The following is a 17,323-nucleotide window of genomic DNA, read 5'->3' on the forward strand; positions in this document are numbered from 1 at the left end:
AAAAAAGAAAAAGTAAAATGGCTGTAGACGCAGGATTACTACAGCATGCTCTGATTTTCAAACGTCATAACAGTCCTCCGAGGATTTTGAATTTTTACTTTTGAGTTTAACTCCCGTATGGCGTGTTTAATAATGATGACGACATTTAACAATGATGATGTCATTATTATCAACGGTATATATCAACCGATGTTCTTCTGTAATTCTACGAGACCAAAAACCTCTGTATTCGTATTTCAATGGTTCTGGCTTTCCGATTCCTTTAAATGGATCTCTTTTAATTTCTTTTATAAGATCGTTGATCTTAATAAATGTTTTCTTGTCTGTGGCAAACCAATACTGATAATCCTCCCAACCCTCTTCAGTAAATGTATATTTCATTTTACAACAGCTCCTTTTTTACCAGTTTTCCCTTCTTAAGGCTCTCAATTGAATCATTCAATCTTTTTCGATTTACTGGATTATTCATTTCATGAAGCGTTGCCTCCAGGGAATTATACTCTTCTAGCGACATTACCACTACACCAGTCCCTTTTTCTTTATGAATTATCAAAGTTTCATGGTTGTCAATGACGTCGCTGATAAAGCGTGCCATATCTTTTCTGAAATCTGAAATTGTAGCCAATAACATGTTATATATTTTGTACAAAATAACGTACAAAATACGAATTGATAAAATAAAAAATAAGGGCAGTTGTTCTTCCTTGTGAACATTCAATTATTTTAACTAACCACTGTAATCAATTGATCTTTTAAAACACTTCTTTTTCATTTTAAAGAGATAACATTCGCTTCAAATGCCTTATAAGTTGTCTGCTGCACATACCAATTTCATTTGACATTTGCTCTGCAAGCGCTCACTATCAACCATTTAACAAGCTTTTTTAAAAATTTTCCGCAACCGTTTGTGCAAACGTATAATCGACTTATAATCAATATGTAGTGATTTCAAAACTTCTTCCTTCAGGTTAACTTAGTCAGTTTTTAGGTAAATCTTTTTGATTACATCGTTATCTTCACGCACACTATTCAATCGCACCTAGATTGTTTTTCGTTATTCACAATGTAAATTATCGTCAATTATGAGTATGGTAGATTCACTGGAGAAAATTCCGGTAAAGATCTTTAGTTCATTAAAAGATGGATCAAAATTCATTGCTGCAGAAATCGCCGCAACAATTAAGAGCAAACAGGCAAAAGGAGAAAAATGTGTACTGGGGCTGGCAACAGGCTCTTCACCAAAAACGCTTTATGCTGAACTTGTTCGCCTCCACAAAGAAGAAAATCTGAGTTTTAAAAACGTCATCACGTTCAATCTTGACGAATACTACCCGCTGGATAACGATGCCCTTCAAAGCTATAACCGTTATATGAAGGAGCAGTTGTTTGACCACGTAGACATTGATCCGGCTAACACACACGTTCCAAATGGTGAGGTTTCCAAAGAAGAAATAAAAAAATATTGCGCCGATTACGAAGCTAAAATTGACGCTGCCGGCGGTATCGATATTCAAATACTGGGTATTGGTAACAACGGTCACATCGGCTTCAACGAGCCTGGTAGCAGCCGCTTTTCGAAAACGCGCCTGATCCCCCTTGAAAATTCAACCCGTATAGCCAACTCAGGTGAGTTTCAAAATATTTCCAAAGTGCCGCGCCTTGCCATTACAATGGGTATAGACACCATTTTCAAGGCCCATAAAGTGTTCCTGATGGCATGGGGACAAATTAAAGCACCGGTTATTCAAAAAGCAGTGGAAGGAAATGTTACAGAGCAAATTCCTGCTTCTCTTTTGCAGGAGCACAACGATGTAACTTTTGTGCTGGATGAAACTGCAGCAACAGATCTTACCCGCTTCAGATCTCCATGGTTGAGTGGCGAAATTGAATGGACAGCCAAAATGGTGAAAAAAGCCGTTGTAAACCTTGCGCTGAAACTGGAGAAACCGGTTTTGAGTCTTACAAACAGCGACTACACAGACAACGGCCTTGCTGATCTTTTGGTAGAAAAAGGCGACGCATACGAAATCAATCTGCAAGTGTTTTATATGCTGCGTGACAGCATCACAGGCTGGCCTGGTGGCAAACCAAATGCTGTAATTCCGGCGCACCCTGAGCGTTCTACGCCTTATCCTAAAACCTGCCTCATCTTCTCCCCACACCCGGATGATGACATCATTAGCATGGGTGGTACATTCATGCGCCTGCACGACCAGGGACATGATGTGCACGTAGCTTATCAAACGAGTGGAAACATTGCAGTGACAGACGAATTTGTTACACGCTTTGTTGATTTTGCAGTAGGCTTTGAAGAGATCGCAGGCGTTGACAATACTGTTTCAAAAAATATCCTGAGCGATGCGAAAAGATTCCTTTCCGCAAAAAAACAAAGCGATATGGATACAGCTCAAATCCGCGCTATTAAAGGATTGATAAGAAGAGGTGAAGCGAAAGCAACTTGTCATTACGTAGGTATTAAAACTGAAAATATTCACTTCCAAAACCTGCCTTTCTACGAAACGGGCCGCATTGAAAAAAAGCCAATGGGTGAAGAAGATGTGGCACTAACAATGAAACTGCTTCGTGAAATAAAACCTCAGCAGGTGTATTGCGCGGGGGACCTTGCTGACCCGCATGGTACACACAAAGTATGTCTGGATATCGTATTTGAAAGCTTGCGCAGAATTAAAGCTGCGGGCGATGAGTGGGTGAAAGACTGCTGGGTTTGGTTGTACAAAGGTGCATGGCAGGAATGGTACACAGAAGAAATTGAAATGGCTGTACCAATGAGCCCAGACCAGGTAATGAAAAAACGTTTTGGCATATTTATACATCAGTCACAAAAAGACATGGTTCCATTCCAAGGTAGCGATAGCCGCGAGTTCTGGCAAAGAGCCGAGGAAAGAAACCGCCAGACTGCTGAACTATACGCTAAGCTTGGTCTTACGTATTACGCGGGCATGGAGGCTTTCGTGAGATGGCATTACTAGAGTGGAGAGTGGAGAATTGAGAGTGGAGAGTTGTGCGATGTTAATGTACGGTGTACGAAATTCAGTTTTGTACACCGTATTTATTTTTGCACTAGTCTGCGGAATACTTACCACTAAGGCACTAAGTCCACTAAGTTTCACTAAGAGAGGTCGAAATTTAAAACAACCCTTAGTGGAACTTAGTGGACTTAGTGCCTTAGTGGTAAATTAAACTCTTTAAATACTTAGCGTCTTCAAATACGCCGCGTCTTTCTTCGCGCATTCAAGCGGTGAAGCCTCATCATAACGTTCTTGTTCTACGATAAAATATTCAACACCGGTTTTCTTTGCGAGTTTCAAAATGCTTTTATAATCGATAGAACCGTTGCCTACAATGCATGATGCGTCTTCATCTGAAGGAGCGGCATTCTTTTTTCTGTCTTTAATGTGACACAGACGGAATCTGTTTTTATACTTCGTCAAATATTTTTCAATATCCGCGCCGCCCGTCACCACCCAATACATATCCATCTCAAAATCGACAGTGGCTGGGTTTGTATTCGCCATCATTACATCCTGCGGCATTTGTCCGTCAATTTCTTTGAAAGAATAACCGTGGTTGTGGTACGCGAAGCGAATACCATGCTTTCTGCATATCTCGCCTCTGTTATTGAACTCATCTGCGATGCGCTTGAAATCATCAATTGATTTTTGCGCCCCTTTATACGGACAGATCAAATACTTCATACCGATTGACGCAGCATCAGCGGCTTTCTTTTCAAAATCTTTATCAATGTCGCAGTGTGATGAAACGATCTTCATTCCGAGGTCACCTACATATTTTTTAAAATCTGCCGGTGTCATTCCCCAAAACATTCCCATACTGCCTTCATAGCTTTCCAGTTGGTTGTAACCAAATGAAGCCACTTGTTTCAATACTCCTTTGGGATCTTTGGGCATATCATCACGAAGTGAGTACAACTGCAAGCCTATATTTTTTATGTTGCCTTTCGCTGCCATTAATTTATCCATAGATAAAAAACTTCCTGCTGCAAGCAGTCCTGTTGTTTGTAAAAAAGATCTTCTGTTATATGACATTTGAATTGAAAATTGAAAGTTGAAAATTTAAAATTTCAAGCACGTTACCTTCAATAAAAAAAGTAACAACCCGCGTCCGGGTTGTTATGGGGTAAATCGTTATTACTTTAGGTTAACATACACAAAAACTAATAGCCGAATACCTGGTGGCTCTGGAAGCCAGCAGGAAACAGGAATTAGAAGTTAGGAATTAGAGTGATTCAATATTCTAACTCCTAACTCCTATTTCCTAATTTCTAATTAACTAAGTGGCCCACGCCTTATCGCCTTTCTTATAGTCTATGCAACCTTCATATTTTCCTGGCACTGCCACGTAGCGCAATGCTTTTGTTGCACCATCTTTAGATGAGAAATAGCCCCACACGGTGAGCTGTTTGAACATCGCAAAGTAGTGGTTAGGGTCAGACTTCTGTTTTGTCTTATTGTATTCTTTTGCTTCCTTATCAAGCTCTGTGAGCAATTGTGTTTTTTGCTCGGCAGTCAGCTTCATGAAAGGATCGTTGAATTTCTTTTTACTTGCATCGTTTAGTTTATTGAAGCCTTCCATGAATATCTTCTGATCTGCTTCGGTGTAACAATCTGTTACGATCGTTTTCATAAACTCACCGATCTTAGCTTCTTTCGCTCCAGGCGAAGAGGCAGTTGCAGGCAAGATCGTTTCTCCTACTTCATCAAGAAATGCGATGTTGTCCGGAGAAAAATCCAGCACTCCTGAAACTTTTTTGTCGGCGTTTGTACATCCGCTCAAAAAAACATCTGCTCCAATGATCGTGCCGCCCAAAATAAGCGCCACACGGGATAGAGCATCTCTTCTTGTCATCATGATGATATTTTAAATTTTAAATTGAGAGTGGAGAATTGAGAGTGGAGAGTGAAAATTCAGCATAACTCTCAACTCTCCACTCTCAACTCTCCACTAATTAAATGTTTCCTTTTTTCAATTCACTCACTGCGTAATCCGCAGCTCTTGCTGTCAACGCCATGTAAGTCAATGATGGATTGACGCAAGACGAAGATGTCATTGCCGCACCGTCTGTTACGAAAACGTTTTGCGCATCCCACACCTGGTTGTATTTGTTCAACACAGATGTTTTAGGATCAAGCCCCATGCGTGCCGTTCCCATTTCGTGAATGCCATCGCCCAGGTTGTGGCCATTGTCCCAATGATGAACATCCTTTACCCCTGTTGCTTCCAGCATGGCAACGGCTTCTTCAACAATTGCCTTGCGCATTTTCTTTTCGTTGTCTTTGATCTCTGCATCCATCTCGAGCACCGGCAATCCCCATTTATCTTTTACGTCTTTGCTCAGCGTTATTCTATTTTCGTGGTATGGCAATACTTCACCAAAGCCACCCACGCCCATTGTCCATTGACCAGGTTCAGTAAGGGCTTCTTTGAAATTAGCGCCAACACTAAGCTCCGCAACATTCCTGCTCCAGCCTTCACGGCTCGCGCCGCCCTGGTAACCGAAGCCTCTTAAAAAATCTCTTTTATCGCCAAACAGGTTTGCGAAGCGTACTAAGTAAATTCCATTGGCACGACGGCCATAATAATATTTGTCTTCATAGCCTTCCATTCTTCCGGATGCACCAAGGTTGTAATGATGATCCATAATGTTATGACCAAGTTCTCCGCTGCTGCTTCCCAAACCTTCGGGCCAAATATCCGTAGCACTGTTCATCAATACCCATGCACTGTTCAGCGCAGAAGCATTGACGAAAACTATTTTTGAATAGAACTCATAGGTCTTATTTGTTTCACCATCTACTACTTCTACGCCTTTCGCTTTCTTCGTGTCTTTATCGTAAATGATTTTTGTAACAATGGACCATGGTCTTACTGTTAAATTGCCTGTTGCCAACGCAGCGGGCAATGTAGAAGATTGCGTGCTGAAATAGCCACCAAACGGACAACCTTCCCAGCACCTGTTTCTAAACTGGCACTGTGTGCGTCCCGGATGCGGTGCAGTGATATGCGCCACGCGTCCGATGATCATATGGCGATTGCCCTTGTAATAATCTTTCAATCTTGCCGCAACATCTTTTTCCACGCAGTTCATTTCCATGGGTGGCATAAATTGTCCGTCAGGCAAATGTTGCAAGCCTTCCAGGGAACCACTGATACCTGCAAATTTTTCTACGTGATCGTACCATGGCGCCATGTCCTTGTAACGTATCGGCCAATCAATCGCCCAACCATCTTTTTTGTTGGCCTCAAAATCGAAATCGCTCCAGCGATAACTTTGCCTGCCCCACAATGTTGATCGTCCGCCCAACTGATAAGTACGCCACCAGTTGAAAGGTTTCTTTTCTACATAAGGACAATCTTTTTCATTCGTCCATTTTTCCATCACCGCCTCATTAGCGCCCCAGTTGCGGGATATCACGGGTCTTTCTTTTCGTTGCTCCTGCGTAACACTTCCACGATGTTCAAACTCCCACGGATCTTTGTTGGCGGTGTTATAATCTTTTATATGCTCGTAGTTGCGACCTCTTTCCAGCATCAGAACTTTAAGACCTTTCTCTGAAAGTTCCTTTGCCGCCCATCCACCACTTATTCCGGAGCCAATTACAATGGCATCATAAGTGTTCTGAGCCTGCGCTTTGTTGTTGATATGTAGAGTATCGCCGGGCATTTTGTTTTAATTGAAAATTGAAAGTTGAAAATTGAAAATTAAGACTTGAAATTTGAGAGTCAGAGCTGAAAACCTATCATTTTCAACTTTCAACTTTCAATTTTCAATTAAATTAAAGGTTTCCTTTTTTAAGTTCACTAACCGCATGGTCCACTGCTCTTGCAGTAAATGCCATGTAGGTTAATGATGGGTTTACGCAAGATGCAGATGTCATGAATGAACCATCGGTTACAAAAACGTTTGGAGCGTCCCACACCTGGTTGTATTTGTTCAACACAGATGTTTTGGCATCCTTACCCATTCTTGCAGTACCCATTTCGTGAATACCACGACCGGGAGTACCATCACCGTCATAACCTTTTACGTCTTTAACGCCTGCAGCAGTAAGCATTTCAATGGCATCTTGCTGCATGTCTTTGCGCATCTTCAATTCGTTATCCTTCAACTCGCAATCGATCGCGAGCACATTCAATCCCCACTTATCTTTTTTGCTTTTATCAAGCGTCACTTTGTTTTCGTGGTAAGGAAGAATTTCTCCGAAGCCACCCATTCCCATTGTCCAGCGACCTGGTTCTGAAAGCGCTTCTTTGAAATCTGCACCGATGTTCATTTCGGCAACGCCTCTTCCCCATCCTTCGCGGCTTCCACCACCCTGGTAACCGAAACCACGAACGTAGTCTCTCGCATCACCATTGTAGTTTCTGTAGCGCGGAACATACACGCCATTTGCACGGCGCCCGAAATAATATTTGTCCTCGTAGCCTTCTACCCAACCGCCGGCACCTACGCCTAAGTGGTGATCCATCAGGTTATGTCCCAACGCGCCGCTGCTACTTCCCAAACCATCGGGCCAAATGTCTGTTGCTGAGTTCATCAACAGCCATGTGGAGTTTAAAGTAGAAGCATTAAGGAAAACTATTTTCGCGTTGTACACGTAAGTCTTGTTTGTTTCTGCGTCCAGCACTTCCACACCGGTCGCACGTTTTTTATCTTTATCGTACAATACTTTTGTTACAATGCTCCACGGCCTTAAAGTGAGATTGCCTGTTTTCATGGCAGCAGGCAGCGTAGAAGATTGCGTGCTAAAATAGCCTCCAAACGGGCATCCCAGCCAACACTTATTTCTAAACTGGCAGTTCGTTCTGCCTTCATGAGGAACAGTAAGATTTGCCACACGTCCAATGATCATTTGACGCTGACCTTTGTAATAGTCTTTTATTCTTTTAGAGACATCTTTCTCCACGCACGTCATTTCCATTGGTGGTAAAAACTGGCCATCCGGCAATTGTGGAATGCCGTCCCTGTTACCACTAATGCCAGCAAATTTTTCTACGTAATCATACCATGGTGCAATTTCATTGTAGCGTACGGGCCAATCAACACCGTGACCATCTTTTGCGTTGGCTTCAAAGTCAAGATCGCTCCAGCGGTAGCTTTGTCTGCCCCACATTAATGAGCGGCCGCCCACATGGTAACCACGGAACCAATCGAATCTTTTTACTTCGGTGTAAGGAGATTCTTTATCGCTCGCCCAATAATCAAGATTGATCTCATTTAAAGGATAGTCACGTTTCAGCACCGGATAGTCCTCTTTCATTTGTTGCGTTGCCTTTCCCCTATGTGGAAAATCCCACGCCTCTTTATTTGCGCTTACATAATCTTTTACGTGTTCAATGTTACGGCCGCGTTCCAGCATCAGAACCTTCAGCCCTTTTTCTGTAAGCTCCTTCGCTGCCCAGCCACCACTGATTCCGGAACCTACAACAATCGCATCATAAGTTTGATCTGCCATAATATTTTTTCTTTCTTTTTAGGTAAGTCTTTTACAATTAAAAATGTACGGTGTAAGATGTACGAAATTTGTTCTGTTCTGCTCTGCGGGCCTTGTAGCCTCGCAGTTCTATTTTGTTGCTTCAGGCAACTTTATCGCCAGAGGCCATAGAATAGTACTCAGAAGCTAAAAGCTTTGGAGAGCTTAACCTCTTGTTACACATCGCAAATCTCCACCGCCTTCTTCAGCGATGCCAGTTTATCTTTTGCTTTTGGAATGAACTCCTGTGCCACATATCCTTTAAAATTCACTTCTTTGATAGCATTCATGATGGCAGGATAATAAAGTTCCTGCGTTTCATCAATTTCATGTCTGCCAGGCACACCGGCTGTATGATAGTGGCCGATGTATTGGTTATAATCTTTAATGGTTCTTATCACATCGCCTTCATCGATCTGCATGTGATAAATATCGTACAGCAATTTAAAATTGTTAGAATTCAATCGTTTACACAACTCAACGCCCCAAGCAGTTTTGTCACACATATAATCCTTGTGGTCAACCTTACTGTTAAGCAATTCCATGTGAATGGTAATGCCGTTTTTTTCTGCCAAAGGCAATACCTGTTTCAGGCCTTCCACGCAGTTTTTTAAACCTGTTTCATCATCCATTCCGTTTCTGTTGCCGCTAAAGCAAATCACATCTTTATATCCAGCCTGTACCATTAGCGGAATAATGTCAGTATGATCTTTGATCAATCTTTCATGTTGCGATTTGTCGTTCCAGCCTTTGGTCAAACTGTTTTGACCAGATGTGTAACACATCGAACTGTACACACCATACTGTTGCAAAGTGTGCCAGTCAGCAGGACCCACAAGATCAATTGCGCTGAAGCCGATTTTCTTTACTGCTTTGCAGAGATCTTCAACGCTGATGTCATTGAAGCACCAGCGACATACAGAGTGATTAATATTTCCTTTGAATTTCATCATAGGTGTTTCGTTTTCGCCAGGCTGTGTAAAAGAGGAAAGCACACTGCCTCCCACTACTACAGCTGCCGACCCGGCGACCATATTTTTGATAGCACTTCTCCTGTTGTGAGTGGACATACGATAACGTTTCTTTTTTTAAATTATAAACAAGCAAAACCTAAAAAGTAAAAAGTAAAAAATCAAAAGTAAAAACGCTGTAAGGCAAGTTTGATCAGGGAATGCACCTCTTTCTTTTTCAAATCATTTAGCAAAACTGCACCATCGGGTTTTGAATTTTTACTTTTGACTTTTGACTTATCTCTAATGCGCCAATGTTGTTTGCAACGACGGTTTCTTTCTTCCTTTCATATAAAAATAGAGTACAGTAAATGCCACTATAAGAATGATTGGAATAATCAATGTAACATTAATGATTTGAGGACCTGCAGCTTTTTTTGCTTCGGCAAATGCATTTGCCATTTCTGTTCCTGCGGCAGCGTCTGAATATGCTTTTACATCAGCATTGGCAGGTAGTTGGCCGGCAACTAATCTATCATAATAACCACCCATGAAGATCATGTATAGAGACACGGCAAACATGCCCGCTCCGCCCATAAAGTTCAATCCTACTGCGCCTGTCTTAGGTAAATTTTCAGAGACAAATCCGAGCATGGTTGGCCAGAAATAACATACACCGATACCGAAGATTATTGCTCCTGCAAACAACATGTTTCCTGTTGTATGACCAAGAATGTATAAACCCAATGCAGCAAAGATTGCTGAAATCAACAACACTCCTGCTGAAGAAAATTTATGCACCACCGGTTCCGCAAATGCACGGCCCAGCACCATTACGCCCGTTTCAAGGGTTAATAATAAAATGGCATTCTCGGTTACGTTCTTTAATAATACATCGATCCATTGTCCCGTAAACAATTCGGTGATGGCTGTTCCCAGCATTAACACGATCATTACAATAAATAATGGATTAAGCAATGACCTGTACATCTCTGAAGTAGAGACGCCACTTGAAACTCTTTCTGTTGGCGGAAATTCAAGCTTGCTGAAAAGATATCCGTAGATCAACGTTGGTATCAACATGATGCCAACGAGCAACTGCCAATTGCTTAAATAACTTGTGTCAGGAATATTTACGCCAAAGAATCGCACGATCAATGTGCCTATCACAATACCACCAGGGAACCAAAGGTGAAAGTGATTGAGCTTGGCGGTTTTCTTTTCTGTATATAAACTGGCCACCAATGGATTACATGCGGCTTCCACTGTACCATTTCCCATGCCAATTAATAATGTTGAAATAAACAGGGACCAGAAACCTGTTGCTGTAATCGTTAACACAATGCCCAATAAATGAAACACCGCTGCGGCAATCAATAACTTTTTCATGCCGATGATGTCCACTATCATACCTCCTATAACGATGGCTAATGGGAACCCCCAGAATGCGGTACTTGTAATTATACCAATTTGTTCTTGTGTTAAAGAAAACTGATGGCTCCACGTGCTTAATAATCCAGCACGGATACCGAAAGAAAGCGATGTTACTAATAGAGCAAGACAACTTGCTATGAACAGTTTATTCCTGTTTATGGCCTGCATATCGTTTGTTGTGTTGGGTTAAATTAACGCGAATAAATTTAGAGATTTATTTGGTTGAACGAACACTTTTTATAAAATACTTTAATAAAAATCAGTTTTTGTTATGATTATACCCATCCAACCAAATAAAAAAATTTTAATAGTGAAATAAGAGAGATGTAATAAATTTAACCTTTATCTTTTCCAATATTTTGCTTGTTATATGGGAAATCTACAGATCAAAACGAATCCTAAACTTTATGATGCGGTAATTGTCGGATCAGGGGCCGGTGGCGGCATGGCGGCCTATATGCTTTCAAAAGCCGGCCTGAAAGTTTGCCTGATTGAAGCGGGCCCGATGTACGATCCTGCAAAGAATGTTACTCAATTAAAAAATTCGTGGGAGTCGCCAAGACGAGGCGCAGGCACAAAGTTTCGCCCCTTCGGCGATTTTGATGCATGCTATCACGGATGGGAGATTGATGGTGAACCTTACACCACTACAAAGGACACTGAATGGGATTGGTTCCGCGCGAGAATGATCGGCGGTCGTACCAATCACTGGGGAAGAATTTCATTACGCTTTGGTCCTAAAGATTTTAAGCGCAGAAGCATTGACGGCCTTGGTGAAGATTGGCCCATCTCCTACGATGATATCAAACCATACTACGATCGCGTTGATAAATTAATCGGCATTTTTGGTTCAAATGAAGGGCTCGAAAATCATCCCGATGGTGTTTTTCTTCCACCGCCCAAACCAAGATTGCATGAGCTGATGCTAAAGAAAGGTGCAGCCAATGCAGGTGTTCCGGTAATTCCTTCGCGCCTCTCTATTCTTACAAAAAAAATAAACGACGAACGCGGCTCTTGTTTCTTCTGCAGCCAATGCGGAAGAGGTTGCCAGGTGTATGGCGATTTCTCTTCGTCTTCAGTATTAATAAAACCTGCCATGGCAACGGGCAATGTTGATGTACTTACCAACGCAATGGCCCGTGAAGTGTTGACTAATAAAGAAGGCCTCGCAACAGGTGTTTCTTATGTAAACAAAGATGACCTGCAGGAATACGAGGTAAAGGGAAAAGTGGTGATACTTGCCGCGAGCGCGTGTGAATCTGCAAGATTGCTACTCAACTCAAAATCTGCGAGACATGAAAATGGTCTTGCCAATTCCAGCAATGTGGTTGGAAAATATTTGCACGATTCTACGGGCGCATCCATGGGTGGCGTGGTTCCGCAGCTACTCGGGCGCAAACGATACAACGAAGATGGTGTGGGCGGTGCGCACATTTATTCGCCTTGGTGGCTCGATAACAAAAAGCTTGATTTCCCTCGTGGTTATCATATTGAATATGGTGGTGGCATGCACATGCCGGGGTATGGTTTTACCAATGGCATTCAGTTCGTTAACGGAAAATTTGCCGTGAATGGCCAGAAAAAACAAGCGGGTGGTTATGGCAAATCTTTGAAGGAAGATTACCGTTATTTCTATGGCGCACAGGTACATATGGCAGGCCGCGGAGAAGCCATTTCATTTGAAAGTAATTATTGTGAAATAGATCCGGGTGTGGTGGACAAATGGGGCATTCCTGTATTGCGCTTTAATGTAAAATGGAGCGAGCATGAAATAAAACAGGCGAAGCATATGAAGGAAACCTTCCAGGAAATTCTGCATCAAATGGGCGCCGTTGTTACATATGGCGATGACTTTGGTGCGCATAATAATTACGGATTGGAAACGCCTGGAAAAATTATTCATGAGGCAGGGACCGTTCGCATGGGCAATGATCCTAAGCGCTCAGCACTGAACAAATGGAGCCAGGCGCACGATTCCAAAAATGTATTCTGTGTGGACGGCGGACAATTTGTTTCGCAGGCAGACAAAAACATTACATGGACGATTTTAGCATTGTCAATGCGTACGTCGGAATACATTGTTGATCAATTGAAGAAACAAAACATTTAATTAGTTGAGAATTGAGAATGGAGAGTTGAGAGTTATAATGCGCTCCTCTCTCCATTCTCAACTCTCAACTCTCAACTTTTCTCTATGGATAGACGGAAATCAATTAAGGCTATGGCTCTAGGAACGCTTTCGGCAAGCGTATTCGCGGAAGCATGCAAGTTGTCTGACAAAAAAACAACTGAAGTAAAAGCTGAAGATAAAAAAGCAGATGGTGGTTACGACAGGCAGCCGGAAGAGATGGAAAAGCTTAACGCCATTGCTGCGCAAACTTTTTTTACACCGGATGAAATGGCGACGATCACCATACTTGGTGATATCATCATTCCGCGTGATGAGGTCAGTGGCAGTGCTTCCGATGCGAAAGTGCCTGAGTTCATTGAGTTTATTGTAAAGGACATGCCCGAACATCAAATACCAATTCGTGGCGGCTTGCGCTGGCTCGACGTGCAGTGTATGAAACAGTTTGGCAAAGGCTTTAAAGACTGCGACGAAAAACAACGTATTGAAATGGTGGATCAAATCGCCTATCCGGAAACAGCAAAACCAACAATGAAACAGGGAGTAGCCTTCTTCAATAAATTTCGCGACCTTGTTGCTACCGGCTTTTTCACCTCCGAAATAGGCGTGAAAGACATCGGCTATATGGGCAACAAACCCAATCAATGGAATGGTGTACCAGACGATGTGTTGAAGCAATATGGGTTGGCTTATAGTGAAAAGGAATTGAAGGAATGTGTGAGTTTCTCTTAATTAAGAATTAAGAATTCCTTTAGTGTGATTTGCTTTAGCAAACACGAAATTCAAGAGCAGCAAAGAGTTTACTAAACACATTACCCCTAATTCATTGCCTTTGGCATCAGTCAAAGGAGAATAATCATAACAAATCATGAAAATCATGAAAATCTGCGTTCTCCTAACAACGAACAACTGTCAACTAACAACTACACAGATATGAAAAAACTAAGAATGGGCATGATCGGCGGAGGACCAGGAGCCTTTATTGGCGCGGTTCACCGCATTGCGGCAAATATGGACGGACAGATTGAACTGGTTTGCGGAGTGTTTAGCAGTGATGCTGCAAAATCAAAACAAGCGGGTGAAGAATTGTTTCTCGCGCCGGAAAGAGTGTATGGTTCTTACAAAGAAATGATCGAGAAAGAAAAGCAACTTCCGGAAGATGTGAGAATGCAGATCGTGAGCATTGTAACACCCAACCACGTGCATTTCGAACCTTCGAAAATGGCGCTGGAAAATGGTTTTCACGTCATCTTGGATAAGCCAATGACCTTCACCCTTGATGAAGCAAAGGCTTTGCAACAGGTGGTTGAAAAAACAGGGAAAGTATTTTGCCTTACACATACTTACACGGGCTACCCGATGGTAAAGCAGGCGAAGCAAATGGTGAAAAGTGGTGTGCTCGGTAAGATCAGAAAAATATACGTGGAATACCCGCAGGGTTGGTTGAGTACTTTTTTAGAAGGCAGCGATTCTAAGCAGGCATCATGGCGCACCGACCCAAAACGCAGCGGCATTGCAGGTTGTATGGGTGACATTGGTACGCACGCTTTTAATATGGCAGAGTATGTGAGCGGCTTGAAAACAACAAAAATTTGTGCCGACCTAAACATAGTGGTAGAAGGAAGACAATTAGATGATGATGGCGCTGTGTTACTGAAATTTGACAACGGCGCAACAGGCGTTTTATTTGCCTCCCAAATAGCGGCCGGTGAAGAGAACAATGTGAAAGTAAGAGTATACGGAGAAAAAGGTGGTGTGGAATGGCAACAGCAAGATGCAAATACTTTAATGGTAAAATGGCTGGACAAGCCTGCTGAGATCTATCGCACGGGTACCGGTTATGTAAGTTCATATGCATCGCATAACAGCCGCACACCTGCGGGACACCCGGAAGGATATCTGGAAGCATTTGCCAATCTTTATCGCAACTTTGCTTTAACCGTTCGTGCAAAAGAAAACGGCGAAACACCAAAGCCTGAATGGCTCGACTTCCCAGGCATCGAAGACGGCCTGCGCGGAATGGCGTTTATTGAGAACGTGGTGAAGAGCGGCAAGAGCGAGCAGAAATGGACGACGTTCGATATCTAAAATCAAAATTCAAAAGTAAAAATTCAAAAATGATCGCCGATTATTGAGACTTTTTTACTTTTTACTTTTTACTTTTTACTTTTTACTTTTTACTTAATAACATTTTCCTCATGACTACTCTCAAAGGACCCGGCATATTCCTCGCACAATTCATGGGCGATCAGCCTCCTTTTAATAATCTGAAATCTATTTGCCTGTGGGCCGAATCACTTGGCTTTAAAGGCGTGCAAATACCTACATGGGACCCACGTTGCATCGACTTGCAAAAAGCAGCGAAAAGCAAAACATATGCTGATGAGATCAAAGGCATAGTGAATGAATGCGGACTGGAGATCACAGAACTTTCTACGCATTTGCAAGGACAACTCGTTGCAGTACATCCGGCTTATGATACAATGTTTGATGGCTTCGCTCCTGCTGAACTGCATGGCAATCCTAAAGCAAGAACAGAATGGGCGGTGCAACAATTAAAATATGCAGCCAAGGCTTCACAAAATTTAGGCTTGAATGCTCATGCAACATTTAGTGGTGCATTGCTATGGCACACGGTGTATCCGTGGCCGCAGCGCCCGGCGGGCCTTGTTGAAACGGGCTTTATCGAATTAGCGAAAAGATGGCTGCCAATATTGAACGTTTTTGATGAACACGGTGTGGATGTTTGCTACGAAATTCACCCGGGTGAAGATTTACACGATGGTGTGAGTTATGAAATGTTCCTCGAAAAAGTGAACAATCACGCAAGAGCTTGTCTGTTGTATGATCCATCGCATTTTGTGTTGCAGTGCCTCGATTATCTTTCTTACATCGACATTTATCATGAGCGTATAAAGATGTTTCACGTAAAGGATGCTGAGTTCAATCCAACCGGCAGACAAGGTGTATATGGCGGTTACCAAAGCTGGATAGATCGCGCGGGACGCTTCCGTTCTTTGGGAGATGGCCAGGTTGATTTCAAATCTGTGTTCAGCAAAATGGCGCAATACGATTTTAAAGGCTGGGCGGTAATGGAATGGGAATGCTGCCTTAAACACCCTGAAGATGGCGCGAAAGAAGGTGCTGTATTTATTAAAGATCACATCATTCGTGTTACAGAAAAAGCGTTTGATGATTTTGCTGGAACAGGTGCTGACGAAAAGACGAACAGGGCGATATTGGGAATTTGAGAATGCTTTCTGTGAAACAATGCAATGTGCAATGAGGCGTATATTTTCAAACTTATCATTTTTTTAAAGACCTAAATAAACCACTAAGACACTAAGGACACTAAGCCTCACTAAGGACTCTCTAAAGTGTAGCGACGCTTAGTGAAACTTAGTGCCCTTAGTGACTCAGTGGTAAAGATTCGAGACCGGCCGTTTAAGAAATAACAAAACACAACAAACCATTTTAAAACATAGAATATGAAAAAACTCTGGCTTGCCGCAATTTTGCTTCCCGGCTTTTTTGCGTGGAAAACAGCAACAAAAAACAACATCGAAAGATATTCAAAGAACCCTTCTAATGATGGCTGGATCACATTGTTCAACGGAAAAGATTTGAACAAATGGCACAGCTACGGCAAATCGAATGTTGCGGGTGCATGGAAAATAGAAAACGGTGCCATTCATTTGGATGCAAAAAGCAAGAAAGAAGGTGAAGGCGGTGACCTTGTAACAAATGACGAATTCGACAATTTTGATTTGAAACTGGAGTGGAAAATTTCTCCCAAAGGAAATAGCGGCATTATCTTCTTCATTCACGAAGACACTGCTCACTACCACCAAACATATTCAACAGGAGCAGAAATGCAGGTAGTAGATAACGAAGGCCATCCGGACGGACATATCATGAAACACAAAGCCGGTGATCTCTACGATCTTATTGCATCTTCAAAAGAAGCGCAAAAGCCTGTAGGAGAATGGAACGCAGTTGAAATTAAATCTTTGAATGGCAAACTAGACCTCTATCTCAACGGTGTAAATGTTGTGTCTACCACTATGTGGGACGATAACTGGAAGCAACTCATTGACAATAGCAAGTTTAAAACATGGCCGGGCTGGGGCACTTACAAAAAAGGAAAAATCTCACTGCAAGATCACGGTGATGATGTGTGGTATAGGAACATAAAAATTCGGAAACTATAATTTCAATTCTAAAGTAAAAATTAAAAAGTCAAAAGCAGAGAGCGCATCATGCCTTCTTACTTTTGACTTTTTAATTTTTACTTTTTA

At 42.2% G+C, this 17,323-nt stretch carries 14 protein-coding genes; 6 read left to right on the forward strand and 8 right to left on the reverse strand.

Translation table 11 applies throughout. The features are described from left to right. Positions 1-126: 126 nt before the first annotated feature. On the reverse strand, positions 127-381 hold the full coding sequence (locus KTO63_RS15770) for a Txe/YoeB family addiction module toxin (protein WP_217792335.1): 255 nt from the start codon (positions 379-381) through the stop codon (positions 127-129). A gap of 1 nt (position 382) precedes the next feature. Beyond that, positions 383-631: a type II toxin-antitoxin system Phd/YefM family antitoxin gene (locus KTO63_RS15775; protein WP_217792336.1), complete on the reverse strand. Its 249-nt coding sequence runs from the start codon at positions 629-631 to the stop codon at positions 383-385. A gap of 451 nt (positions 632-1,082) precedes the next feature. Here KTO63_RS15775 and nagB point away from each other — a divergent pair, with 451 nt between their 5' ends. Further along, positions 1,083-2,990, forward strand: coding sequence for a glucosamine-6-phosphate deaminase (gene nagB / locus KTO63_RS15780; RefSeq protein ID WP_217792337.1), 1,908 nt, complete (start codon positions 1,083-1,085; stop codon positions 2,988-2,990). Positions 2,991-3,206: 216 nt separating this feature from the next. Here the strand turns inward: nagB and KTO63_RS15785 are convergent, their stop codons facing one another. The 6 genes from KTO63_RS15785 to KTO63_RS15810 form a co-directional block, all read right to left on the reverse strand. After that, positions 3,207-4,067, reverse strand: coding sequence for a sugar phosphate isomerase/epimerase family protein (locus KTO63_RS15785; RefSeq protein WP_217792338.1), 861 nt, complete (start codon positions 4,065-4,067; stop codon positions 3,207-3,209). A 244-nt stretch (positions 4,068-4,311) separates the two neighbouring features. Further along, positions 4,312-4,890, reverse strand: a complete 579-nt coding sequence (locus tag KTO63_RS15790) for a gluconate 2-dehydrogenase subunit 3 family protein (protein WP_317195774.1) — start codon at positions 4,888-4,890, stop codon at positions 4,312-4,314. 97 nt (positions 4,891-4,987) lie between these two features. Then, on the reverse strand, positions 4,988-6,703 hold the full coding sequence (locus KTO63_RS15795) for a GMC oxidoreductase (RefSeq protein ID WP_217792339.1): 1,716 nt from the start codon (positions 6,701-6,703) through the stop codon (positions 4,988-4,990). A 112-nt stretch (positions 6,704-6,815) separates the two neighbouring features. Beyond that, positions 6,816-8,495, reverse strand: a complete 1,680-nt coding sequence (locus KTO63_RS15800; protein WP_217792340.1) for a GMC oxidoreductase — start codon at positions 8,493-8,495, stop codon at positions 6,816-6,818. A gap of 194 nt (positions 8,496-8,689) precedes the next feature. After that, positions 8,690-9,583 carry a hydroxypyruvate isomerase family protein gene (locus KTO63_RS15805; RefSeq protein ID WP_217792341.1) on the reverse strand — a complete coding sequence of 298 codons (894 nt, stop codon included), beginning with the start codon at positions 9,581-9,583 and terminating at the stop codon, positions 8,690-8,692. Between the two features lie 183 nt (positions 9,584-9,766). Further along, complete coding sequence (locus KTO63_RS15810) at positions 9,767-11,065, reverse strand: MFS transporter (RefSeq protein WP_217792342.1); 1,299 nt, start codon at positions 11,063-11,065, stop codon at positions 9,767-9,769. Between the two features lie 202 nt (positions 11,066-11,267). Here KTO63_RS15810 and KTO63_RS15815 point away from each other — a divergent pair, with 202 nt between their 5' ends. The 5 genes from KTO63_RS15815 to KTO63_RS15835 all read left to right on the forward strand — a co-directional run bounded on the left by KTO63_RS15815 (position 11,268) and on the right by KTO63_RS15835 (position 17,236). Next, a complete protein-coding gene (locus tag KTO63_RS15815; protein ID WP_217792343.1) occupies positions 11,268-13,007 on the forward strand; it encodes a GMC family oxidoreductase in 1,740 nt (579 codons plus the stop codon). 84 nt (positions 13,008-13,091) lie between these two features. Beyond that, positions 13,092-13,757, forward strand: coding sequence for a gluconate 2-dehydrogenase subunit 3 family protein (locus KTO63_RS15820; protein WP_217792344.1), 666 nt, complete (start codon positions 13,092-13,094; stop codon positions 13,755-13,757). 201 nt (positions 13,758-13,958) lie between these two features. Then, positions 13,959-15,113 (forward strand): Gfo/Idh/MocA family protein, encoded by a 1,155-nt coding sequence (locus tag KTO63_RS15825; RefSeq protein WP_232373200.1) that lies wholly within the window; start codon positions 13,959-13,961, stop codon positions 15,111-15,113. Between the two features lie 110 nt (positions 15,114-15,223). Then, entirely contained in the window at positions 15,224-16,276 is a 1,053-nt protein-coding gene (locus tag KTO63_RS15830) for a sugar phosphate isomerase/epimerase family protein (RefSeq protein ID WP_217792345.1), read from the forward strand. Positions 16,277-16,513: 237 nt separating this feature from the next. Further along, a complete protein-coding gene (locus tag KTO63_RS15835; RefSeq protein ID WP_217792346.1) occupies positions 16,514-17,236 on the forward strand; it encodes a 3-keto-disaccharide hydrolase in 723 nt (240 codons plus the stop codon). The last annotated feature ends 87 nt before the right edge of the window (positions 17,237-17,323 follow it).

Source organism: Pinibacter aurantiacus (genome assembly GCF_019130065.1).
Classification (GTDB): Bacteria; Bacteroidota; Bacteroidia; order Chitinophagales; family Chitinophagaceae; genus Pinibacter; species Pinibacter aurantiacus.